This is a genomic window from Vibrio sp. Vb339 (genome assembly GCF_902751245.1).
Taxonomy (GTDB): Bacteria; Pseudomonadota; Gammaproteobacteria; order Enterobacterales; family Vibrionaceae; genus Vibrio; species Vibrio coralliirubri.
In genome coordinates this window covers 1,467,942-1,491,537 of record NZ_CADDIS010000002.1, presented here as the reverse complement: position 1 = coordinate 1,491,537, position 23,596 = coordinate 1,467,942, and the positions used below count along the sequence as shown (strand labels likewise).

The window sequence follows — 23,596 nt, the reverse complement described above, 5'->3', positions numbered from 1 at the left end:
AATTGTCTCCAGAATCCTTATTCGCTTTGCTTGTTTTTAGGCGGTCGAGCCGCCTTGTTCGTTATTCACGCTGAGTCAGCGTGCAAGCTATAGCTTCCTTTGTACTATTGGGTCACCGTACAGGTGGCAGTTAGACAAATGTCCCGGGTCGATAGAACGCAACTTGGTTGGCACCTTGGTACACGTTTCATGTACACGGTCACAACGAGCTTGGAAACGACACCCTTCAGGGATCTCTAACAGGTTCAGAGGGTTGCCCGGAATACCTGCTAGTTTTGTCTTTGGCCCTGTCAGTGGAGGGAAAGAACTTCCCAGCCCTTTGGTGTAAGGGTGGTAAGGGTTTTCTAGAATATCTTGAGAGTTAGCCACTTCGATTAGCTCACCTGAGTACATGATGCCGATGCGGTCAGAGAACTCGACCATCAATGACAAGTCATGGGTGATGAACAGAATCGAGAAGCCAAACTCTTCTTTCAGTGCATAGATCTTTTGTAGGATTTCACGTTGCACAACTACATCAAGTGCGGTTGTCGGCTCATCCATGATGATCAGCTTTGGATTCAGTGCTAACGCGATAGCGATAACCAAGCGCTGACGCATGCCACCAGAGAATTGGTGAGGGTAATCACTCAATCGGCTCGGGTGAATATCGACGATTTCAAGTAGACCTTCAGCACGTTGTTTAGCTTGCTCACGAGTCATGTTGGTGTGACGCATAATTACGTCACAGAACTGCTCTTCCATCGGTAGTACTGGGTTGAGTGCGTTCATCGCGCTCTGGAATACCATCGACATCTCGCTCCAACGGAACGACTGCATACGGTCGTCACTGTATTCAAGGATGTTCTCACCGTTGAAGATAACCTCACCACCACTGATGTAAGCGGGCGGCTTATGAAGACGCATAAGGGAGAAAGCGACCGTTGATTTACCACAGCCAGATTCACCAGCTAGGCCGAATACTTCACCTGGAGCGATGTCAAAACTTACGTTGTTACACGCACGAACATCGCCTGACTCTGTGATGTAATCCACGCATAAGTTGCGGATAGAAATTAGTGGTTCAGACATGATTATTTATCTCCGCTCCAAAGTGCATTTTGTGGTGGTAGTTCTGGTTCACGTTCTTCTTTGTCTTGAGCTGCTAGTTTCTTCCAACGCTTCATGCCTTTGTGAGAACGCAGTTGCGGGTTAGCAATTTCATCGACAGCGAAGTTAAGTAGAGCAAGGCCAGTTACAAGTAGTGTCAATGCGATACAAGGAGCCAACAGTTCCCACCAAGCGCCAATCAGCATTGATGAAGAGGTTTGAACGTTGTAAAGCATGATGCCCCAGCTGATTGTGTTCGGGTCACCAAGACCTAGGAACGAGATGGTTGCTTCCATCATGATTGCGTACATCACCGAACCGATGAAGCTTGCGCCAACGATAGAGATAAGGTTTGGCAGAATCTCTACGAAGATGATACGGAATGAAGATTCACCCAAAACTTCAGCGGCTTTTACAAACTCTTTTTCACGCAGTGCTAAGGTCTGGGAGCGAACAACACGGGCGCCCCAAGCCCAGGACATAAAGCCGATAACCAAGGTTATGGTGAGTGGCCCTGCCTCACCGATAAAGGCTGCTACTACGAACAGTAATGGGTATTGAGGGATTACCAGCATGATGTTCATTGCGGCTGTTAGAATGTCATCGACACGGCCACCGAAGTAACCTGCAGAAACACCAATAACCGTTGCGAGTAAACATACGGTTAGACCCGCACCAAAACCTACAGCAAGAGATACGCGTGCGCCGTATACCACTTGAGACCAAACGTCACGACCCATACGAGTTGTACCTAGTACGTGGTCTGCCTTTTTAGACATGATCAGTGTACGACGGTCGTCTGCTAAGTTTTGAGCAACCCAGCCATCAGGGTTAGTTTGTGCAGACTTCACTACGAAACCAGGGTATTCGTGTGGGTTACCTGTACGTTTGTCTGGTACATGTTTTGTGATCAATGGAGCTGCAATCGCGCCAAGAATAAAGATACTTAGGATGATGACGCCTGTTAGGGCCATCGGGTTACGCCAAATGAGTTTTAGAAAGTCTTTCATGATTATTTACCACCCTTACGAAGACGAGGGTCAAGAACAACGTAAAGCATGTCTGCAACTAGGTTAAAGAACAGCATGAATAGCGTCATGATAAGCAGCTGACCTTGCAGTACTTGGTAGTCACGAGCGTTAATTGCGTTGAAAAGTACGCTGCCCAGACCTGGGTAGTTAAAGATGATTTCGATAATTAACTGACCACCGATTGCCATACCTAGCGACATTGAAAGGGCTGTCACACTAGGTAGCATCGCGTTACGAGCTGCGTAGTTGAATACCACTCGGTTTTCGCTCAGGCCTTTGCCTTTCGCCATGGTGATGTAGTCTTCGGCTAGTAGGTTGATCATGTTGTTACGCATGTTTACTAGGAAGCCACCAATTTGAACAACAGAAGCACAGAACAGTGGTAAGAAGGCGTGGTAAGCAACATCTTTAATGAATGCCCAGCTTGTCCAGTCAGGCATAGTACCTGCGGTGTAGGCATAACCTGTTGGGAACCACTTCAAGCCAATTGCAAAGGTAAATAGTGCAATCATTGCGATAACAACTTGAGGAACGGCTTGTAGAATCAGCATCCCTGGAGTTACGAAGGCATCGTACTTACTGCCGCGTTTCCACGCTGCGAAAATACCTAGGATTGAACCAATCGAGAAAGAAAGAATAACTGCGGTGCCGGCTAAGAAAAGCGACCAACCGAATGCTCCACCCAACAGTGTGTTTACAGAAAGTGGGTAGAATTGAATTGATGTACCTAGTTCCCAGCTAAGAATGTTCTTCATATACGCTACGTATTGAACCAGTAGACCACCATCAACGAAGCCTAATAGTTCTTTCATTGCAGCAATACGCTCTGGAGTAACTTGTACAGAAGCGTTCGCAAACATCATGGTAACTGGGTCACCAGGCATTGCTCTTGGAATAATAAAGTTTAACGTCGCAGCAACTAATAGCGCGACAAAATAAAATGACAAACGTCTTAAAAAATAACCCATAACTCACACCTTACTCACCCAGATTGTTTCCCTGTTTCTGGATTCAGGTCGCTCCTAGCGAAATTTGGAACGAAAAATCCCCTGACGACTAGCGCCATACTTTCAATTGAGAGTGTGGGGATTTTTATAAGCGGCGTAAGAGGTTACGCCGCAAGGATTGAACGATTACTTATTTAACTGGTTTTAGGTCCAGTACATGAAGTAGACGCTCTGGAATACCAGCCCAAATGTTTGGACGGCCTTTTGGATTTTCTTCGTTCCACCAACCAGTGAAGCGAGTTGTGTTGTATTGGTACATGTAAGCACCAGACATCACAGGGATTGTCACTTGGTCTGCAGCGATGATTTGCTGGATACCGTGTGCAATGTCTAGCTGCTCGTTCTTATCAGCTGTTTTGTAGAAGCTGTTTAGAAGACCATCTAGCTTTTCGTTTTTGTAGAAGTGCATTGCGAAACGAGGCATACCATCACCAGATTGTAGTGATGAGTTGTAAGCACTGTTCCAGTACGTGTATGGATCCGCACCGTGGAAGTAGTTTGTGTATGCTACGTCGTATGTACCTTCAAGCATTGCTTGGTTGTAAACAGAGAAGTCAGGTGTACGAGCTTTCGCTTTAATACCGATTTCGTTCAGCTGTTCTACCGCTAGTTGAACTGTGTTGTTGAAGTCAGTCCAACCGTTTGGCGATTGAATCATTAGTTCGAAAGACTTGCCTGATGGAGTGTCAACAAAACCATCTTTGTTTACATCTTTGAAGCCAGCGTCAGCAAGAAGCTTCTTCGCGCCTTCAGCGTTGTAAGTGTTGAAGCCTTTGTACTTGTCGTGAGTTTTTTCATCAGACCAAGCTTCAAACGCGTAGCCAAGACCCGATGCGAAATCGTTCACAGTACCGCCGCCGTAGAATGCGATGTCGATGATAGTTTGACGGTCAAGAGCCATAGAGAAAGCACGACGGAAGTCAACGTTGCTCAATGCTTCATGCTTCGCAGCATCAGGGTGCTTGAAGTTAACGATGAATGCCTGTGTACCTGCTGGCGGGTACCAGTAGTGGTGTTTAGGGCTAGCTGCTGCGTATGTACGGTCGATATCTGGAACGAAAGAAGACGTCCAGTCCATTTCACTGTTTACAACTTTACCTAGGAATTGGTCGTTGTTCGCAATTTGTGGAACACGTAGACAGTCAACATCTAGGTTGTCTGCATCCCAGTAGTTCGGGTTTGCACACTGGATGTAAAGTTGCGCTGTAAACGTATCGATTTCTGTAAATGGACCAGAACCTACCGGGTTCTCATTGGTAAACGTTGATGGATCTTTAACGTCTTTCCAGATGTGCTTAGGTACTACAGGTACTTTAGCAATCTCGTAAGGTACGTTTGAGTTTGCTTCTGTTAGTGTGAACTTAACTTGGTTGTCGTTCAGTTTTTCTACAGAAGTTACCCAAGAGTTGATACCAGATTGATCAAGCTCTGGCTTCTCTTTTACAAGGTTGAAAGAAAAAACAACATCATCAGCAGAGAAAGTTTCTCCGTCAGACCATTTAACACCCTTACGAATGTCGAAAACAACGCTCATCAGATCATCTGACATCTTGAAGTTTTCAGCTAGACGGAACACTGGAGTGTTACCGTGCATTTCGTTAAATACTACTAGCGGCTCGTACATGAAGTCAGTTGTAGTATGTAGGTTAGTAGCACCAAGGTACGGGTTAAAGTTACGTACGAATGTAGTGTACTCTTTCGGGTGTACGGTCAGTTCACTGCGCTCTGCAGCGGTTGCTACTGATGCAAAACCTGTTGTAGCAGTTGCAATAATTGCTGTTGCTATTGCTGTTTTTTTTATATTGGCAAGCATAGCTGTTCCTTACTATTTGCTTTCATTTCACTAATGGATTGAATGTTATCTGTCGCTAAATTGTTTAGTAGATACACACTCTGGTTAAAGGCCTACCTCTTCTTCGTTGCTCCAGATTCATCGTTGATTCTGAGAAGTGGTAAGAGTGGCCTGTAGGCCTTTGGCAGGAGTAAGAAAACACCTTATCGATGAATTAATCAAACTCGTTTCCCGTCAAAAACGTTAAAAACACACAACCTCACGTCATTAACGTCAAAATAGGTTGCTTTGGTGGTTTTTTGTGCGCAATTGTTAAGGTGATGTGACTCGCATTTGGTTTTGTGGTTATTGCTAGTTGTAAGTAGTCACTAACTTTAAAGGCTTTTTATTATAATGCTTTACCCTACGTTGGTATAATTGTAGATCTCGGTCACTTGCCAGTTTTACGTTAAATTTCCCTAGAAAATTAAATCTGCCGTTCTGTTGTGACTCGCTTCTCAAACTGCAACAAAGAGTCAGATAACGGTCAGATATGATTGAGAATAGAACGAAAAGTACTGACGGTTACCAGCACGCACTGTGCGTAATTGGCGTGAATTCCTCCTTGTTTAAAGACGTGAAAAAAGTGCGTTGCAAGCGTTGGGATTCTACTTTTTGTGATTATTAGGCGTACAAAAAAGCCCACGCTAGGTGGGCTAATAAGGTGATGTTGGTTCAGGGATTAACTGGTCAGTAGTTTCTGAAGTTTATCTCTTAGCATCTCAATATGGGTTCTTTCTGGCGTCTGTTCTTTACAGTGTTCCAGTATGAATTCGATTGAGCTCAGTACCGTTCGCCAGCGAGGGGTTTTCGGTAGGGTTTCTACGCGTAGGTATTTGTCTAGCGTTCGAGTTTGCAGCGTACTGCGGTCTAAGTAGACGCGCCACAAGCCACTCTTCTCGGCGAAAGCAAACTTGGTTTCCCCAGTCACCGATTCCCAGTAGATGATGGCATTCGTCATCGCATCGACCAGTACTTCACGCATCAACTCTTGTTTGTTTTTACCTTCACCGGTTGCCTTGTCAGCAAGACGAGTAAATTCTCCGCCAAGCTCTTTCAGCTGTTGTAACTTATCTTTGTCGCCTTCAAAGGCATAACTAGAAAGAGCCTCAACCGCCGTTTCAAGGTTATTGATTCGGTTGGAGTTAACACCACCACCTACATTAAAGATATACATGGTGTCGAGCCCTGAGCCTTCAGGCAGCTTAAGGATGTCACTTGGTATGCGCTGACGTGTGTCATCTATATAGATATCAATGTCACCGCAGTAGTGGGCTTGTTCCACCTTAAGGTATTTAGGCGCAATGATTTCGTCAGCCATTGAGCGTTTAAGTTGTTCTTGTCCGCGTCTGAATAGCTTCGCCGCCGCTTCGTTAGCAAAGCGAATACGTTGGTCATCACGAATACAGATGATGGCTTCAGGTGCCGATTCTAGTTGCTCTAATAAGCGGCCTTGAGTTTCTAGCAAGTTAGCTTCAACCATCGCTCTATGTTTGAGCTCGAGTTGCAGCTGGTCGTTTTCAAGGCGTCTCTGTTCTGCTTTACTTGCTGATAGATGCGCTGTTATTCGAGCCGCTAATTCTTGTTTGTTGAACGGTTTAGACAAGTAGTCATTGGCACCCGCTTCGAAACCTCGAACACGGTCTTCTGCTTGGTTGAGGGCTGTTAGCATGATGATTGGCAACTGAGCATGGTCATATTGTTTACGCAGTGCTTCACAAACCTGATAGCCGCTCATTCCTGGCATCATGATGTCGAGTAGAAGCAGCTCTGGCTTCTCTTTTTCAATCAGTTCAATGGTTTCAGGGCCATCACATGCAGTACGTACTCGATAACCTTCTAATTTCAAGAAGCTGTCTAATACTCGTAGGTTCACCGGCTCATCATCGGCGATAACCAATAATGGGCCATCTGGATTCTCACTGATAACACTATTTTCTTGTTGGCTGTTATCAATTAAATCCGGCGCTTGGAAGTGCGAGTAGTGACCAGATTCGTTGTAACTGTCCAGCTCATCTTGAGTCGCTAGGGGCAGGGTAAAGCTAAACGTAGTGCCAAGCATTGGTTGGCTACTTACGTACAGTGAACCGCCCATTAACTCGATGAGCTGACGACTGATCGATAATCCAAGCCCTGCACCTTGGCGGTAGTTACTCGCATCTTGGCCTGCTTGAATCAATGGCTCAAAGATGTGTTCAAGATACTCGGCCGGAATACCTTGGCCAGTATCGACAACTTGTACACGAATGTTGTCATCGATAACGCTGGCAGAGATAACAATCTTACCTTCTGAGGTGTACTTGATGGCATTGCCGACCAAGTTATACATCACTTGCTCAAGTCGTTGAGGATCCGATGAAACCAGCCCTAAATCACTTGGGACTTGGTTAATAATACGGATTGGCTTATTGCCCAATAGGTGATGAGACAACTCTAGGACCAAGCTGGTGGCTGCAGATAAATCAACGGCTGATTTCTTTATGTCTAAGCTGCCATAGCGCATCTTGTGATAATCAAGCAGATCATCAACCAAGGTCGCCAATCTCTGACCACTATTGATGATGATATCCAACTGATACTTCTGATTGGCAGGAATAGGGCCGTTCGCTCCAGATATCAAGGCTTCAGCGATACCCACCATGCCATGCAGTGGTGTTCTCAATTCGTGTGAAGTGGTCGCTAAGAACTCATCTTTAAGTTTGTTGGCCAGTTGCAACTCTTCGTTTTGCTTTTGAATGGTCTTAAGGTTGTCCTCAAGCTCATCATTTTGACTTTTGATGAGCTGCATTTTTTCACGAATCGAGCGCTGCATTCTTTCGAAGCTCACCGCGAGTCGGCCTATCTCATCTTTGCGCTCGGTATTGATCATGGTTTCATCTAGATCACCCGCCGATACTTTCTCGGCAGCCCAGGTCAGTTTAAGTAGTGGGGAGGTGATGAAGTTAGACAGATAGTGCGATGCAACAACGACGAGAATGATCGCCGTTAGCATCACGATCACGAAGATCTTTTCTAACTGATGAATACGAGCAAACGCCTCTTTTTCTGGCAGCTCTACGACAAGAGCCCATGTTGCGTATTTCAGCTCAATTGGTGTATATGCTGCGATAATCGCTTGATCTAGGGTGTTGTCGAAGGTGCCAACCGCCGTTTCGCCAGCCAATGCTTTATCAACAACGTCTAGGCTCAAGTTGATAGATTCTTGTGAATGGGCAAGGCTACGCGGCAGGTGATCATCACCTACAAGCAGCGTTTGAATATTCGAACTCTTGTTGAGATCCGCAATCAGCTTAGTAATGCCGTTGATTGGCAGCCTAAACATCGCGTAGCTGTGCAGGTAGCCTTGTTGAACGATAGGTGCGCCTAGCCATGCGGTCTGCTTGCCGTTTTCGTCTTTAAAATCAGACACGATAACCGGCGTGTAATCTTCGTTAGATTTACGTCGGTCGGTTACGTCTTTGGCTAGTCGTTGAAAGGTAATACCTAGGTTGGAATCCTTGTATTTCCCTGTCAGCAAGTTGGTGCCGTAATCGTCATTTTTAAAGACGGAATAAGCGACGTTACCGTTGATATCAACTAAGAGAATATCCTCAAAATCAGAGCGTTTAAGCAGTTCTAGGTAAGCATTATGGTAGCGCTTGTGCAGTAAGCGATAACGTTCGCTGCCAATAAAGCTGCTGGACTCTGGAAGAATCGACGTTTTGATTTGATCGCCAGACCCCTGAATGTAGCGCTGCTGCGCATTACCGCGAGCCTCGTCAATATCTAACCCCAATCGTTGGAATGCATTGATCAAACCATAAAATCGCCCGCCACTGGCATTGGCCAATTCTGAGCGAACAAAGCCCATCACTTGGGATTCTTGAGCTTGTAGGTAATCGACAATTTGCTGCTGTTTAGTATCACGAACCGAAACAAGGTGTGAGGTGCTTTGTTCCTGGAGATCCTGACTGTGCGATTGGAGGAAAAATATCGCGATGAGTGTCACTGGAGTAATACTGAGGACAAGAAATGCCAGCATTAGGGTATTTTGAAGGCGCTTAAACTTCTGCTTACGATAGAATCTAAACATAAATTGGGTACTACTTTCCTTTGATGTACTGCTAAAAGGGGCGAAAACAAGTACAGAGAATAGAATTAACGGGTTCCAATTTAACGAAATTAACGAGTTTTTTTACTTTGACAAGTAAGTGGTATTTAAAGCGTGTGCAAAAGCTCATTTTTATAGAGTTTTGACAAAAATATGAACAAACAGCGCAGATAATGACCCTGCGCTGTGCTAGAGAGGTTATTTGTTTGCGTGATAGATCGCGAATTTAGTGGTCTTATTTAGAGTCGCGCATTTTCCAAACGCTTGTTCAATAATTGGAATGTATTTTAAGAAACTGTTCGCAACAATAATCATCTCACCAGAACGCTTCAAATGCTTAGGAGCCTGAGCAAGCAAGGTCTCAGTCGCGCTGTAGCTAGTGTCTAAACCTGAATGGAATGGTGGGTTACTGATGATGAACTGGTAGTCTTCTGCAGTATCAGAATAGACATCTGAAGCGAAGACTTTACCCGATAAACCATTCGCTTCTAGTGTTGCTTGGCTTGATGCCACGGCAAACGCACTGATGTCGCACATTTCTAGCTCGATATCAGGGTTACGAGATGCCATTACCGCGCCTAAGACGCCTGCACCACAACCAAAATCCAGTACCTTGCCTTTTAGTTTTGGCAGAGTGTCCAACAGAAGTTGGCTACCGACATCGAATTGACCGTGACTGAAGACGCCAGGAAGGCTTTTTACCGTCAGAGGTTGTTCATCAATGTTAACCGTGTAGGTCTTAAACCAGTCTTGTAGGTTAAATGCTTGTGGCTGCTCGAAGCATTGACCCCAGTAGAAAGAGCAACGACGCGCTGAATCGTATTTAACAACTTTGCCGTAAGGAGCAAACATCTTCTCGATGCTTTTCACGCCTGAACGGTTTTCACCAACCACGACGATCTCGGTATCTTTGCCTAGCTTGGCAAATAGCATCGCCAACAAAAATTCCGCTTCCGCTTTGGCTTTTGGCCAGTACAGCATCACTAAGTCGGCTTTGGTCTCTTCGGTAAACTCCGCACCGTAAAAACGTTGGATGGTGTTGTAGCCTTCTAATTGACGGTAGTAGCTGTAATTAGAAGTAAACACAGAGACAGATTCACAATGCTTCGCTAACTCAACAGGGAATAAGTCTTCAGCCTCACCGGCAACTAAAACATGTTTGCCTTCAAAGTAGGCAAGTTGGCGCTCAGCAATCTGGCTTGGGGCAATATAAGCTGACATAGGACACTCTATTGAATCGTTAGCAAAAAATGAGGGCGGATTTTCGCATAATCCGCCCAAAGCTTGAAGTGTTTAATACTCGTTGGGCAAGTAAGTGATTGAAGAGCGGTTTAACTCTTGTCTTGCTGGTTTAAAAAGTCCTTAAACTCTTCATCGTAGATGTTAAATAGAACAATGGTAATCGCAAAAATCAGTGGGCCGTAGATAAGACCAATCAAGCCAAACAGTTGAATACCGCCCAATAGTGAGAAGAAGATCATTAGGGTATTCATGCCTGCGCTGCCTTGCATTAGCAGCGGACGCAGAAGGTTGTCAATTGAACCAACGATCGCCACACAGTAAACCGTTAGGAAAATTGCCCACGTGGTATCACCCGTTAGGAACAAGTAAGTTGCAGCTGGGATCCAGATTAATGCGGTTCCCACAACTGGGATGAAAGAGGCAAAGCCCATCATAGTGCCCCAGAATAGACCTGGGAAACCGGCAATCCACATACCTAAACCGCCAGCAAAACCTTGCGCGATGGCGGTTAAGAATGAGCCCATTACTGCTGATTTAGATACTTGCTCTATCTCTGTTAGAAGTTTGTCTTCTTGGCTACGAGACAGCGGCAGAATATGACGAACCACACTGATGATTTTGTCGTGATCTCTTAATAAGAAGAACAAAACGAACAGCATCAAGAAGAAATCCATCAAGAAATTGGTCGCATCACCTAAGATTTTCGCACTGATACCAACTAGCTTAGAACCAAAGCTTGTCGCAAACTCACCGACTTTTTGTGCGATGGCTTGGGGCTCAATGTTGTCGAAAGGCAGGTAGTTATTCACAAATGACAGCGCTTTGACCACTAACGGGTGAGCAAACAGAGTTTGAATGCCACCGTGGGTCACCCATTGGTAAGTGTTCTGAGAGAACAGAGAACCTTGCTGAACAATTGCTGCGAATACTGCCAATAAAGGGATAACAATAATGAAAGTCAGAATCACACAAGACAACAGAGAGACGATGTTTTCTTTATTCGGGAGCTTTTTTTCAAGCCACTCATGGATTGGGAACATCAATAGTGAAATTATAAAGGCCATCACGATAGAGTTAACGTACGGCTCGATAAGCAGGTAACAAGCATAAGCTGCCGCGAGTAGGGCGATGATGATCACCCAGTGGCTGGTATTGATTTTGAGTTTTTCTGACACGGTAATGGTCTCTATATTTGCGTTCTGAGTTTATAATGGCTGCAAAACAGAGAGTTAGCAATGAGGAGTTTTGATAATGGGATGCTGTAATAAAGATAAGAAATGCCAATACGAAGAACAGCAAACAAAAAAAGAGATCCCTTGGTTCAGAATGTTCCTTGGTACCTTGATGTTGTTGGTTTTCCTTTTCTGGGAACGTTAATCGCTTTGGGTTCAGCTTTAGCCTTAGTCGACGGCTAAATAAGCTGTCATATTTGTGGCTGGTGAGCGCGATATATAAAAAAGGGCTGCATTTAATGCAGCCCTAAATTCAATCGGTTAGCGACTTATAAAGTGCTTTCGATTATTTGCTTTCAGCAGCAATGATCGCAAGAGAGCGGTCAGCAGCTTCTAGTGTTGCATCAAGTTCTTTTGAACCATGAGCAAGAGAAGTAAAGCTTGCTTCGAATGCTGAAGGTGCAAGGTAAACACCGTGATCTAACATTAGGTGGAAGAAGCGCTTGAAGCGTTCTACATCACACTTAGTTACATCTTCGTAGCACGTCACAGTTTCTTGATCTGTGAAGAAGAAACCAAACATACCGCCAACTTGATGAACTAGCATCGGGATGCCGTGCTTGTCAGCAAGTTGCTTGAAGCCTTTTGCCAACTGCTTAGTTTTTGAAGCTAGACGCTTTTCGTTGCCTTCTTCTCGTAGAAGGTTCAAACATGCGTAGCCAGCAGCCATTGCAACAGGGTTACCTGAAAGCGTACCCGCTTGGTAAACAGGGCCAGTTGGTGCGATGTATTGCATCACGTCTTTACGACCACCGAAAGCACCCACAGGCATGCCGCCGCCGATCACTTTACCAAGACACGTTAGGTCTGGCTTGATGTTGTAGTAAGCCTGAGCACAACCTTCAGCAACGCGGAAACCTGTCATTACTTCATCAAAGATTAGCAATGCACCTTCTTGGTCACAGATTTCACGTAGACCTTCGTGGAAGCCTTCTACTGGAGGGATACAGTTCATGTTGCCCGCTACTGGCTCAACGATGATACAAGCGATCTCGCCTTTGTTTGCTGCGAAGATTTCACGTACTGAATCTAGGTTGTTGAAGGTTGCTGTTAGCGTTAGTTTCGCAAAATCAGCCGGCACGCCTGGAGAGCTTGGTTGACCTAAAGTCAGTGCGCCAGAACCCGCTTTTACCAGTAGGCTGTCTGCGTGGCCGTGGTAACAGCCTTCAAACTTAAGAATTTTGTCACGACCAGTGAAGCCACGAGCAAGACGAATCGCGCTCATTGTTGCTTCTGTACCTGAGCTCACCATACGTAGCTGTTCCATTGATGGAACCATCTCAGATACAAGTTCAGCCATTTTGATTTCAGTTTCGGTTGGAGCACCGAAGCTAAGGCCGCGTTGAGCTGCTGCAATCACAGCATCACGGATAACAGCGTGGTTATGACCAAGGATCATTGGACCCCAAGAGCCAACGTAATCGATATACGCTTTACCATCAGCATCAAAAATAAGTGGGCCATCAGCGCGTTCAACGAAGATTGGAGAACCACCTACGCCATTGAATGCACGAACTGGAGAGTTTACGCCACCAGGAATAGTTTGCTGTGCTTTTTCGTACAGCTCTGCTGATTTGGTCATTGATATATCCTCTTTTGACTGTCGGACCAATTGGCACGCATTGTACCTATCCCTAATCCAACTAGGAATGCTTTCGCCCAGATAATCACCCGAATCTGGTTGTTTTGTGTGGTTACACGTTTTAATTGTTAGATATTGGCGAGTTTACAGCAGTAAAAGGACCGATCCGGTGGTGAATACTTGAACGTTTCAGTCAGGTATTAGATAATCACCCGAATATAAGAAAATACTCAACAACACTGGTCTCGAATTAGATTTGTATCATGTTGTTTTTGACACAGGTAAGAGAGGTTGTCGTGAGCGAAGTAAATATCCCATTGTCTTTTTCTGATGCAGCAGCTACCCGCGTACAAACGCTAATTGCTGAAGAAGAAAACCCAGAACTAAAACTACGTGTATACATTACAGGTGGTGGTTGTAGTGGTTTCCAATACGGCTTCACATTTGATGAAAAAGTAAATGATGGCGACACTACGATTGTAAATAGCGGTGTAACGCTGGTTGTTGACCCTATGAGCCTACAGTACTTAATGGGCGGCATGGTTGATTACACAGAAGGCCTAGAAGGCGCACGCTTCTTTGTGAACAACCCGAACGCGACAACAACATGTGGTTGTGGCGCATCATTCAGCGTATAGCATGAGTTGAAAATAGCTTGAGCTCAAAGCTGCATTAGAAACATTTCAAACGCCGAACTTATGTTCGGCGTTTTTGTTTTTATATCCCCAAATTTCTCTTCATAACAAAGCTCTGACCCGTCCTGATATGGGTTGACACTTGATTGACTAAAACGCTCGATGTACTTCATCGGGCGTTTTGTATTTTAGAGCTGTGTGAGGCCTATATTCATTATAGATTTTTACTGATTCAGCGACCATTTTCTTTGCTTCATCTAAATCATTAGGCTTATTCAACAGATACTCCATCTTCAGTATTCCGTTGATCCTCTCTGCCAACGCATTCTGATAACAGTCATAGCCATCAGTCATTGAGCAAGATACACCATACTGTCGATGCAACTCTTGGTATTCAACAGAGCAGTACTGAACACCTCTATCTGAGTGATGGACAAGCTCACCTGTATTCTTCCGCCCTTTCACGCGTTTAAAAAGGCCTGCTTGACCGTGCGAGCTTTCATATCATCACTTATGTGATAGCCCACGATTTTTCTTGAGTAAGCGTCCGTCACTAAACTGAGATAAGTACTACCACGCCGCGTTGCTAGATAAGTAATATCGGCAACCCATAATTGCTCTGGTCTTTCCGGGATTAAGCCTTCCTTAATTCGATTTGGATGGCAGTAAAAGCGATGATTACTGTTTGTAGTTCGATGATAAGCCCTTCGATTCTGTACTAATAATCGATTCATTCTCAGCAGAGAGAATAAGCGGTCTCGCCCGATTTCAATATCGTTCTGAGCAAGTAAATACTTGATCTTACGAGTCCCTATACGAGGGTGCATCATCCTTTGCTCCTCCACAAAACCGAGTACGGATTCATCTTTCTTTGTCTGATGAATTTCTGCAACACAGCGTTTGTAGAAAGCTTGTCGTGTAATACCTATGAAGTGGCAAGCTTTAGTGACGGTCAATCTTCTGACCGTTTTTTCCTTAATAAATCGGCCTTGCGCTTCTTTGAGATTCGGACTCCGAAATCTCGATCCATGACTTTTACAACCGCTTCAAAGAACTCAGCTTTGAGCTGAGTTTCTTCTAATTGCTGCTCGAGTTCTTTGATTCGTTGCTCTGGGGTTTGAGTTGAGGGAGAGTTTGACATAGTCGCTCCTAACGCTCTCGTTTGTTCTATTCCTTTAGACCAATCTAGTTGACCATGTTTGCGAAGCCAAACTAAAACGGTAGAGCGACCTTGGATCCCATAACGTTCTTGAGCTTGCTTATAAGTCATTTCGCCTTTTTCAACTTGGCTTACGACTGCCAATTTAAAGGCAAGAGAATAATCTCGTTGAGTACGTCTACTTGTTGTTTTCATGACACTCTCCAATTTCATGTTGGAAATGTGTCAACCATATTTAGGACGGTACACTCCTTTCTTAGCAAGGCTCTTGTTTTTCACGCAGCCTCAAAATTGCTAAGACATATTAAGTTATTGCTTTTAAAACCATTCCAACCTTCTATTTTGTCATTTTTAGTACACGGCATATTTTTTAAACTGTCGATAGCGTCCAACTTCGTTGAGGATTGGTCTGTTAAGGTTACCTTTGTGCATAAGGAAGTTGCACATCACGCTATTAAGCCAACTAGCGCGCCTGAATTACATCGGACAAAAGGATTTGTTATGCCCACTCTATTTTCTAACTCACCACTTTTTCAGAAATTGAAGCAGCCGTGGCTGGTTTCTCTGACTCTAGTCGTGTTGTTGTCGATCTGGCTTGGTTTAGGCGTAGGGCAAGCAGAAGAGTCACCTGAAAAAAAGGCGACAGAAATTCCGTTTGCTAAGGTTTCCTTTCAAACATTCACCTCATCACCGACCTTTAAAACGATTGATCTCTATGGAAGAACGGCGCCCGATCGGCATGCTCGTCTAGGTGCAGAAGTCGCGGGCAAGATTGTCAGATTGAACGTTGTTAAGGGGGATATGGTTAAAGCTGGACAAGCCATTGCCCAGATAGATAAAGGTGATTTAGAGATTCAACTAGAACGAGCATCTGCGTTATATCGCTTGAAGCAGAAAGAGTTCAAAGCGGCGCAGTCACTGAAGAAAAGAGGGCTGCAAGGTGAAATCGCCTACACCACAGCTGAGGCTTCATTAACAGAAGCAAAAGCCATGATGCGTAATGCGGAATTGGCTTTAAAGAATACTGTCATTACTTCGCCTTTTTCGGGTGTGGTTCAAGACTTGATGGTTGAGCTTGGTGACTTTGTTGGGGTTGGTGATCCGGTTGCGGGCGTGATTGACCTCGATCCTCTGGTCATCGAAGCCGATATCAGTGAACGTCATATCCAGCATTTGTTAGTCAATCAATCCGCTTTGGTTCGCCTGTTAGGGAGAGAAGAAGCAGAAGGTCGTCTACGTTATGTTTCTCGAATCTCTTCTGCTTCTACCAATACTTTTCCAATCGAGATTGAAATCGATAACTCCAAAGGCCTATTACCTGCAGGTGTCAGTGCTGAAGTAAAACTCAACCTAGAAACAAGAGACGCAATCAAGATAACACCGGCGATGCTGGCACTGGATGAGGCGGGTAACCTCGGGGTCAAAACCTTGGTTTCAGTCGATGATTCACCAATCGTGAAGTTTGTAGGCATTCAGCTAGTAAAGGCAGAACAAGATGGAGTGTGGCTCACTGGGCTAGGTCAACGCGTCGACATCATCACCGTAGGTCAAGGCTTTGTGCGTGATGGTGATTCTGTGATTGCTGTTAAGCAAGGTGCTGAACTCTCAAATGTAACCGCTGAGTAGGAGATTGCCGATGTATTCAATTATTGATGCAGCTTTGTCTCGTGCTCGAACAATGCTTTCCCTTTTGGTGTTAATCCTCGTAGCTGGTGTCGTCACCTATATCACGATCCCCAAAGAATCGAGCCCAGACATTACTATCCCTATTATCTATGTCTCTGTTGGGCACCAAGGTATTTCGCCAACCGATGCCGAACGCTTATTGGTTCGGCCGATAGAGCAAGAGCTGAGGTCGATTGAAGGCGTAAAAGAGATGACAGCAACCGCAGCAGAAGGCCACGCCTCTGTTGTGTTGGAGTTTAATGTTGGCGTCGATCTCACCAAAGCAATGGCCGATGTGCGTGACGCGGTTGATCTGGCTAAACCAAAACTACCAGAAGACAGTGATGAACCGACCGTAAATGAGGTGACGCTGGCTTCTGAACAGCCTGTTCTGTCTGTTGTGCTATTCGGTACCGTTCCTGAGCGGACTATCGTACAAATAGCACGAGAAGTAGGAGACAAATTAGAAAGCTATCGCCAAATCCTTGAAGTGGATATTGCGGGCGATCGCGATGACATCGTTGAGATCATTGTCGATCCGTTATTGATGGAGAGCTACAGCTTAGATCAAGCGGATATCTATAATCTGATCGCTCTGAACAATCGAGTGGTTGCCGCTGGTTTTGTTGATACGGGGTATGGGCGTTTCTCTGTCAAAGTCCCTTCGGTGTTTAACTCTTTAAAAGACGTGCTCGAGTTGCCTATTAAAGTGGATGGCAAGCAGGTGGTCACTTTCGGCGATGTCGCTACGGTTCGTCGAGCGTTTCGAGATCCTGAAAGCTTTGCTCGTTTAGATGGCAAATCTGCGGTGGTGTTGGATATCAAGAAGCGTGCAGGCGAAAACATCATCGAAACGGTTGAGCTAGTCAAAGCAGTAATGGCAGGCGCTCAGCAGCAAGCGGAATGGCCAAATAACCTGTTGGTCAAATACACCTGGGATGAATCTAAAGATGTGAAGATCATGCTTAATGATCTGCAAAACAATATCTTATCCGCCATTATTCTGGTGGTTATCGTTATCATCGCGATTCTTGGTGTGCGTACCGCTTTGTTAGTGGGTATTTCAATCCCTGGCTCCTTTCTTACCGGGCTGCTAGTGCTGTCTGTGTTCGGCTTAACCGTCAACATCGTGGTGTTGTTCTCTCTGATCATGGCTGTGGGTATGTTGGTTGACGGTGCGATTGTGGTGACCGAATTTGCAGACAGGCGAATGCAAGAGGGGGAAGGGCGCAAAGCCGCTTACCGAGATGCAGCGAAACGGATGGCGTGGCCAATAACCGCATCCACAGCCACAACCTTAGCCGCATTTGCTCCGTTACTGTTTTGGCCGGATGTGACGGGCGAATTCATGAAGTTCTTACCACTAACTCTGATCGCGACATTAACTGCTTCGTTAATTATGGCGCTGTTGTTTGTGCCCGTGCTAGGAGGTTTGATTGGCAAACCTCAATACGTATCGTCTAAAAGCCAAGCTCGAATGGTCGCACTACATAATGGTGACTTTTCACAAGCCACAGGCTTAACTAAGGCGTACTACCACACACTGTCGATTGCAATTAAACACCCGTTTAAGATTCTTTGTAGTGCGATACTGCTCGCGGTTGCAGTTGGGTTTACTTACTCCAAAGCGGGCCTAGGTGCAGAGTTCTTCCCAGAAGTTGATCCGCCATTCTTTAACGTCAAAGTTCGTTCTCATGGTGACCTGTCTATCCAAGAAAAGGATGACATTATGCGCGATATTGAACTGATGATGCTCAATCATGATGAGTTCGATACCGTTTACACGCGGACTGGTGGTGATGACCAGATTGGTTTGATCTCGATAACACCTGTTGACTGGCAATATCGCCGCAGCGTTAAAGCAATTATTGATGAGCTAAAAGTACAGACCGACCAATACGCTGGTGTTGAGATTGAATATAAGTTTCCTGATGCTGGGCCTCCGGTTGAAAATGACTTAGTGATTGAGCTGTCAGCAAGAACGCCAGAGCAACTTAATCAGGCTGCAAAGATCGTAAGAGGTTGGGCAGATGGCAATCAAGCACTGACCAATATTAGTGATACCGCGAGTAAAGACGGCATCGATTGGAAGGTGGATATTCGCCGCGATGATGCCGCGCGTTTTGCTGCTGATGCGACCTTGGTGGGTAATACAGTTCAATTCGTGACGAATGGTCTCAAGATTGGTGATTACCTGCCCGATGACTCTGCAGAAGAGGTCGATATCTTAGTGCGTTACCCGAATGATAAAAGGGATATTGGACGCTTCGACCAGCTGAGAGTCAAAACACCTGCTGGCTTGGTGCCGATCACCAACTTTGCTCAGATTGTTCCCGACCATAAGCAAGATACGATTAAACGCCTTGATGGTAAGCGTGTGGTGAACATCATGGCGGATATGGAAGAGGGTTATAACCTTGCCCTTGAATTACCAAAGATTGAGCAAGCGTTGAGTGAGCTGGGGCTACCGAGTAGTGTAGAATTTCGTATCCGCGGTCAAAACGAAGAACAAGAAAACTCGTCAGCCTTCTTACAAAGTGCTTTCTTGGTTGCTTTGGCGGTAATGGCGTTGATTCTGATTACTCAGTTTAATAGTTTCTATCAAGCATTCCTGATTTTGAGTGCGGTGCTGTTCTCGACGGTTGGTGTGTTTGTTGGTCTGCTTATCTTTCAGCGCCCGTTTGGCATAGTGATGTCTGGTATTGGAGTGATTGCACTGGCAGGTATCGTGGTGAACAACAATATCGTGCTGATCGATACCTATAACCAGTTGATTAAAAGAGGCTTGGATAAGCGAGATGCGATTCTAAGAACCGGTGTGCAACGTTTAAGACCTGTAATGCTGACTACGGTCACCACCATTTTAGGCTTAATGCCGATGGTGTTAGAGATGAACATCGACCTGATTAATCAAAAGATAGAATTCGGCGCGCCGAGCACGCAGTGGTGGTCGCAACTCGCTACGGCAATTGCGGGAGGTTTAGCGTTTGCAACGGTACTTACCCTGGTGCTGACGCCTTGTTTGCTGATGTTAGGGCGAGATAAGAAGCCCGATGTGATCCCAAGCAACGACGGTGAAAGATAAGTCCTAGTTCGACGGAAATAAAAAGAGCGCCTTAGTGGGCGCTCTTTTCGTGGGTTTATATGGCTCTTAATCTAATTGGTCGCCAGTAACTGGCCGTATCGCTCTAGGTTATTCAGTCGAATCTCTGAGTTGGCAATAAAGGTTGCTTTTGCTTTACCCGTTAACGACTTAGATTGAGGCAATTTCACGGTACGCGCATTCTTATGTACGCCATTAACCAAGAACTCATAGTGTAAGTGCGGGCCAGTTACACGACCTGTGCCACCCAAAGTACCAATGGTTTGGCCTTGTTTTACACGCTGACCTGTTTTCACCATACGTCGCTTCATGTGCAGGTACTTGGTGATGTAGGTGTTGCTGTGGCGGATAAACACGTAGTTACCATTGAATTGGTTGTAACCCGACTTCTGAACAATACCGTCACCGGCTGCCCAGATAGGCGTGCCAACAGGAGCCGCGTAGTCAGTACCGCGGTGAGCTCGTACCTTACCGGTTACTGGGTGTCTCCTGGTAGGATTAAAGTTCGATGTTACGCGACGAAAATCAATTGGTGAGCGCAAGAACGCTTTCTTCATTGCTCGACCATTTTCATCGAAGTAGTTGCCGCTCTTATCATCCAATACTGCGGTAAATGAATCGCCTTGGTTTTTGAATACGGCTGCCATGATCTTACCGCGACCAACCACTTCACCTTCAACCACTTTCTCTTGGTATAAGATTTTGAAGCTGTCGTTCTTACGAATATCTAACGCAAAGTCGATATCCCAACCGAAGATGCCCGCCAGTTCCATAATTTGGTTTGCGGTTAAACCTGCGCTTACGCCAGCGTTCCAGAAGTTAGAGGTGATGTTGGCTTCGGCATAATTGTATTGGTATGCCACTTCTTTTTTGTCGAAACTTGATGAGAATGAATCGCCAGACTTAGTGATCTTGAAGCTTTCAAACGCACTAAGTTGTCGTTTTAACTGAATAAGGTCGTTGTTTTCATCAAAGCCGAACTGCAAGACATCACCAGGTCTTAGATTAGACAGCTGCTTCTTAATATCATTATTGGTATTGAGTAGCGTGATCAGCAGACGGTATGAGAGGCCAATACGTTCAAATAAAACAGAGGTGCTTTCGCCAGAGCGAACGGTGTATTTCTCCCAATTGAGCACTGCCGTCGGTGGAGCGTCACTTGAGCTAATAAGCGCAGAGGCATTGATAGTCAGTGGGTAATGTTTTCCCACAACTAAAGCGCCCGAATCGTCACGCAAACTGTTGACGTCGGGGAGTAAGAAAATCGCGACGAAAATTATGGCACTAAAAAATGCGATAAAAGCCCGGTGCAAAATAGGAAGGCGTGCAAAAATAGACAACATGTTCCGGTTCGTTCTGTAAATATTATGAAAATCGACGACGGAATAGTGTAACTGGTTTCAAAATACATCGCTATTCAAGTAAGATGTCTAATTAATGTATTTTTGCCAAATCTGTGGGAGTGAACAAGAATGGCGAGTATTGAAGCTGCACTAGCCGAGATCAAACGTGGCGTAGAAGAACTGATTCCAGAAGACGAACTGATTGCAAAACTAAAAGAAGGTCGTCCTTTACGCATTAAGCTGGGTGCCGATCCAACAGCTCCAGATATCCACCTAGGCCATACGGTTATCTTTAACAAGCTTCGTGCTTTCCAAGAGCTTGGTCATGAAGTGACATTCCTTATCGGTGATTTCACTGCAATGGTTGGTGACCCATCAGGTAAAAACTCAACACGTCCACCGCTCAGCCGCGAAGACGTATTGAAGAATGCTGAAACTTACAAAGAGCAAGTATTCAAGATTCTAGATCCTGCGAAAACGCAAATTCGTTTCAACTCTGAATGGCTATCTGAGCTTGGTGCTGAAGGCATGATTCGTCTTGCTTCTAACCAAACTGTTGCTCGTATGCTTGAGCGTGATGACTTCAAAAAGCGTTACGCTGGTGGTCAACCGATCGCAATCCACGAATTCATGTACCCACTTCTACAAGGTCACGACTCTGTTGCACTAGAGAGCGACGTTGAGCTTGGCGGTACTGACCAGAAGTTTAATCTTCTAATGGGTCGTGAACTGCAAAAAGCAGCAGGTCAAAAACCACAAGCGGTACTGATGATGCCACTACTTGTTGGTCTAGACGGCGTTAAGAAGATGTCTAAGTCTGCGCACAACTACATCGGTATCAGCGAAGCACCAAGCGAGATGTTTGGTAAGATCATGTCTATCTCTGACGATCTAATGTGGAGCTACTACGAGCTACTGTCTTTCCGTCCCCTTGAAGAAGTTGCGGAACTGAAAGCTGGCGTTGATGCAGGTAAGAACCCGCGTGACGTTAAAGTACTTCTTGCTAAAGAGATCATCGCTCGTTTCCACAGTGAAGCAGATGCTGAAGCTGCTGAGCAAGAGTTCGTTAACCGTTTTGCTAAGAACCAAGTTCCTGATGAAATGCCGGAATTTGAATTCGAAGCAGGCCTGCCAATTGCGAACGTTCTAAAAGAAGCGGGTCTTGTAAACTCGACTTCTGATGCGATGCGTATGATCAAGCAAGGCGCGGCTAAGCTTGAAGGCGAGAAGATTGAAGACAGCAAATTCGTACCTGAAGCAGGTACTGCCGTTTACCAAGTAGGTAAGCGTAAATTTGCTCGTATTACTATTAAGTAATAATGCACATCAATAATTGAACCAAAGGCATCCACGGATGCCTTTTTTATTGACTTAAAATTGACGAAACTTTGAAACGCCTATTGCTACACTATGCGCGCTGTCAAATTGACAGTAATTCTGGAGATTTTTATGAACAATACCGACCATCCTCCTAGTTTGAATGGAGAAGAATAACCTGTCTCGGTATTGATCTATTGTCCTGCCGTTCAGGTAGGGTATCTTTGTTTTTCCCCCGCATTCTTTTCCACACACTAGATTCTAACAAGTAGACACACCAGTAGCTTTCAGCTCTTGGTGCGCATAAATCTATAAATCTATAAATCTATGCTATTTGTTTTGATGGTCGTTACCTTTGCCAATCGGGAGATTCGCCATGACGGTAATGAACAACACTTTTTTATCTATTGAAGCTCTGTACTCAGAGCAAGACATCCAAGCTGTATCGAATGCATTTCAACAGTACGGACGTGAACAACAAATTAATCTTTTGAACCGAATGCCGCTCGAAGATGCGGTGCTAGTGCTGGGGCAATGCTCTCTTAGTACGATTCAGACTTTACTTAGTGAGTTAGAAGAGCAGGGCTTTGAGAAGCGCTCTCGACATCTAGCTCACCAACTAGGGCTGATCTACTCAGAGGTGGAGCCTCAACAGGGCTACCTTTCTACTGGCGTCATGAGCCACGTAAGACAGCGTATCGGTTGGATTATTGCGCTAGCACTATTGGGGATTGTCTCAGGGCTTATCATTGCTCAGTATGAAGACATTCTCAGTCAGTTGGTTCTTTTGGCAATCTACATGCCGGTAATTGCTGCTGCTGGTGGTAATACCGGAACACAAGCCGCGACTTTGGTGATCAGAGCCTTAGCCACAGGTGAGTTGAAAAAACGCCAATGGGCTAACGTTCTATGGAAAGAGTTTAGAGTTGCTATTTGTTTAGCTTTAGCGATTGCTGTAGTGATGATTGGACGTATTTTACTATTCAGTGAAAACCAATCGACAGGTGGCTATGACATCAACATGATTGCGTTAGCGATTGCGGTAGCGCTGTTTATTCAGGTGACCATATCAACTGTACTCGGCGGCGGGTTACCGATAGTCGCTCGGCTATTTAAGCTTGATCCAGCGGTGTTAGTGAGTCCAGTGCTTGCTTCGATAGTGGATATCTCAGGAATGTGGATCTACTTCACTGTCGTGAACTCATTCCTAGGAATCGCTTAAAAGCTGATAAAAATAGCTAAAATACATCTGAGAAACAAAAATGGTGCT

General features: G+C 45.2%; 14 protein-coding genes and 1 pseudogene. 5 read left to right on the top strand and 10 right to left on the bottom strand.

Going from position 1 to position 23,596, the window contains the following annotated elements; genetic code table 11:
- Positions 1-87: 87 nt before the first annotated feature.
- The 8 genes from HRQ85_RS15260 to hemL form a co-directional block, all read right to left on the bottom strand.
- Complete coding sequence (locus HRQ85_RS15260; protein WP_048605693.1) at positions 88-1,071, bottom strand: ABC transporter ATP-binding protein; 984 nt, start codon at positions 1,069-1,071, stop codon at positions 88-90.
- A gap of 2 nt (positions 1,072-1,073) precedes the next feature.
- Complete coding sequence (locus HRQ85_RS15255; protein ID WP_172379975.1) at positions 1,074-2,099, bottom strand: ABC transporter permease; 1,026 nt, start codon at positions 2,097-2,099, stop codon at positions 1,074-1,076.
- Between the two features lie 2 nt (positions 2,100-2,101).
- The gene (locus HRQ85_RS15250; RefSeq protein WP_017633262.1) at positions 2,102-3,088 is read right to left on the bottom strand and encodes an ABC transporter permease; all 987 of its coding nucleotides are present in this window, start codon (positions 3,086-3,088) and stop codon (positions 2,102-2,104) included.
- 169 nt (positions 3,089-3,257) lie between these two features.
- Positions 3,258-4,940, bottom strand: coding sequence for an ABC transporter substrate-binding protein (locus HRQ85_RS15245; protein ID WP_102478392.1), 1,683 nt, complete (start codon positions 4,938-4,940; stop codon positions 3,258-3,260).
- Positions 4,941-5,640: 700 nt separating this feature from the next.
- Positions 5,641-9,030: a response regulator gene (locus HRQ85_RS15240; RefSeq protein ID WP_172379974.1), complete on the bottom strand. Its 3,390-nt coding sequence runs from the start codon at positions 9,028-9,030 to the stop codon at positions 5,641-5,643.
- 216 nt (positions 9,031-9,246) lie between these two features.
- Positions 9,247-10,269: a 16S rRNA (guanine(1207)-N(2))-methyltransferase RsmC gene (gene rsmC / locus HRQ85_RS15235; RefSeq protein ID WP_172379973.1), complete on the bottom strand. Its 1,023-nt coding sequence runs from the start codon at positions 10,267-10,269 to the stop codon at positions 9,247-9,249.
- A 110-nt stretch (positions 10,270-10,379) separates the two neighbouring features.
- On the bottom strand, positions 10,380-11,465 hold the full coding sequence (locus HRQ85_RS15230; RefSeq protein WP_004734536.1) for an AI-2E family transporter: 1,086 nt from the start codon (positions 11,463-11,465) through the stop codon (positions 10,380-10,382).
- Between the two features lie 343 nt (positions 11,466-11,808).
- On the bottom strand, positions 11,809-13,104 hold the full coding sequence (hemL, locus tag HRQ85_RS15225) for a glutamate-1-semialdehyde 2,1-aminomutase (protein WP_010436060.1): 1,296 nt from the start codon (positions 13,102-13,104) through the stop codon (positions 11,809-11,811).
- A 296-nt stretch (positions 13,105-13,400) separates the two neighbouring features.
- On the opposite strand from hemL, the gene erpA reads away from it, so the two are divergent.
- On the top strand, positions 13,401-13,742 hold the full coding sequence (gene erpA / locus HRQ85_RS15220; RefSeq protein WP_004734539.1) for an iron-sulfur cluster insertion protein ErpA: 342 nt from the start codon (positions 13,401-13,403) through the stop codon (positions 13,740-13,742).
- 147 nt (positions 13,743-13,889) lie between these two features.
- Here erpA and HRQ85_RS15215 read toward each other — a convergent pair.
- A pseudogene (locus tag HRQ85_RS15215) lies at positions 13,890-15,093 on the bottom strand (IS3 family transposase).
- A 306-nt stretch (positions 15,094-15,399) separates the two neighbouring features.
- On the opposite strand from HRQ85_RS15215, the gene HRQ85_RS15210 reads away from it, so the two are divergent.
- Together HRQ85_RS15210 and HRQ85_RS15205 are read left to right on the top strand one after the other, a co-directional pair.
- Complete coding sequence (locus HRQ85_RS15210; protein WP_172379972.1) at positions 15,400-16,524, top strand: efflux RND transporter periplasmic adaptor subunit; 1,125 nt, start codon at positions 15,400-15,402, stop codon at positions 16,522-16,524.
- A 10-nt stretch (positions 16,525-16,534) separates the two neighbouring features.
- Positions 16,535-19,648 (top strand): efflux RND transporter permease subunit, encoded by a 3,114-nt coding sequence (locus HRQ85_RS15205; protein WP_172379971.1) that lies wholly within the window; start codon positions 16,535-16,537, stop codon positions 19,646-19,648.
- 71 nt (positions 19,649-19,719) lie between these two features.
- Here the strand turns inward: HRQ85_RS15205 and HRQ85_RS15200 are convergent, their stop codons facing one another.
- Positions 19,720-21,009, bottom strand: a complete 1,290-nt coding sequence (locus HRQ85_RS15200; protein WP_050645391.1) for a peptidoglycan DD-metalloendopeptidase family protein — start codon at positions 21,007-21,009, stop codon at positions 19,720-19,722.
- A 129-nt stretch (positions 21,010-21,138) separates the two neighbouring features.
- Between HRQ85_RS15200 and tyrS the strand changes: the two genes are divergently transcribed.
- Entirely contained in the window at positions 21,139-22,326 is a 1,188-nt protein-coding gene (gene tyrS / locus HRQ85_RS15195; protein ID WP_017059402.1) for a tyrosine--tRNA ligase, read from the top strand.
- 376 nt (positions 22,327-22,702) lie between these two features.
- Positions 22,703-23,548 carry a magnesium transporter gene (locus HRQ85_RS15190; RefSeq protein ID WP_017068902.1) on the top strand — a complete coding sequence of 282 codons (846 nt, stop codon included), beginning with the start codon at positions 22,703-22,705 and terminating at the stop codon, positions 23,546-23,548.
- Positions 23,549-23,596: the final 48 nt, after the last annotated feature.

Coding starts and splice junctions, on each gene's coding strand:
- hemL (WP_010436060.1), bottom strand. CDS start 13,104: ATGACCAAATCAGCAGAGCTGTACGAAAAAGCACAGCAAACTATTCCT.
- HRQ85_RS15200 (WP_050645391.1), bottom strand. CDS start 21,009: ATGTTGTCTATTTTTGCACGCCTTCCTATTTTGCACCGGGCTTTTATC.
- HRQ85_RS15255 (WP_172379975.1), bottom strand. CDS start 2,099: ATGAAAGACTTTCTAAAACTCATTTGGCGTAACCCGATGGCCCTAACA.
- HRQ85_RS15210 (WP_172379972.1), top strand. CDS start 15,400: ATGCCCACTCTATTTTCTAACTCACCACTTTTTCAGAAATTGAAGCAG.
- tyrS (WP_017059402.1), top strand. CDS start 21,139: ATGGCGAGTATTGAAGCTGCACTAGCCGAGATCAAACGTGGCGTAGAA.
- HRQ85_RS15190 (WP_017068902.1), top strand. CDS start 22,703: ATGACGGTAATGAACAACACTTTTTTATCTATTGAAGCTCTGTACTCA.
- HRQ85_RS15250 (WP_017633262.1), bottom strand. CDS start 3,088: ATGGGTTATTTTTTAAGACGTTTGTCATTTTATTTTGTCGCGCTATTA.
- HRQ85_RS15260 (WP_048605693.1), bottom strand. CDS start 1,071: ATGTCTGAACCACTAATTTCTATCCGCAACTTATGCGTGGATTACATC.
- rsmC (WP_172379973.1), bottom strand. CDS start 10,269: ATGTCAGCTTATATTGCCCCAAGCCAGATTGCTGAGCGCCAACTTGCC.
- HRQ85_RS15240 (WP_172379974.1), bottom strand. CDS start 9,030: ATGTTTAGATTCTATCGTAAGCAGAAGTTTAAGCGCCTTCAAAATACC.
- HRQ85_RS15245 (WP_102478392.1), bottom strand. CDS start 4,940: ATGCTTGCCAATATAAAAAAAACAGCAATAGCAACAGCAATTATTGCA.
- HRQ85_RS15205 (WP_172379971.1), top strand. CDS start 16,535: ATGTATTCAATTATTGATGCAGCTTTGTCTCGTGCTCGAACAATGCTT.